The organism is Acutalibacter sp. 1XD8-33, assembly GCF_003612555.1.
In the GTDB taxonomy this organism is placed as follows: Bacteria; Bacillota; Clostridia; order Oscillospirales; family Acutalibacteraceae; genus Acutalibacter.
Genome location: NZ_RAZF01000096.1, coordinates 1 through 701, shown reverse-complemented (window position 1 = coordinate 701; position 701 = coordinate 1). Strand labels below are relative to the sequence as shown.

Genomic DNA, 701 nt, shown 5'->3' with positions numbered 1-701 from the left:
TTTGTCCGGCTGGACGGGGACAGCATGGGCGCGGACTACTCCATTCCCTCGCTGCTGGCCGTCCTCGCCGGAGAAAAACAGCACACCCCGCTTTCCAAAAATATCCACCGCGCAGATCTGCCGAAGGCCAATCTGCTGGTGGATATTCAAGCAAAGCTCCAGGCCGGGAAGGGCGCGGGGTATGCGCATTGGGCCGGCGCGTTCAATCTGAAGCAGATGGCGCAGACGCTGAACTATCTGACAGAGCATGGCCTGCTGGACTATGCCGACCTTGCCGCCAAAGCGGACGAGGCCACCGGGCGTTATCACGAATTGTCCGCCAGGATCAAGGCGGCGGAGCAGCGCATGGCGGAGATCGCTGTGCTGAAAACGCACATCATCAACTACGCCAAGACCCGCGAGGTCTATGTGGCCTACCGCAAGGCCGGGTACTCGAAAAAATTCAAGGCCGAACATGAGAGCGACATCCTGCTGCATCAGGCGGCGAAGAAATTTTTCGATGAATCTGGGCTGAAAAAGCTGCCCACGGTCAGGAGCTTGCAGGCCGAATATGCCGCGCTCCTGGCGGAGAAAAAGGTGGCCTATGCCGATTACCGCAAGACGCGGGAGGAGATGAAGGAGCTGCTGACCGTCCGGGCCAACGTGCAGAAGCTCATGGGCTATGAGACCCAGGAGCAGGAAAAGGAAGCGGACCGCCGGGA

Annotated in this window: 1 pseudogene; it reads left to right on the top strand. The window is 59.6% G+C overall.

From position 1 onward, the window contains the following. Positions 1-701, top strand: a pseudogene (locus D7X94_RS18010) (relaxase/mobilization nuclease domain-containing protein); the annotation flags it as partial.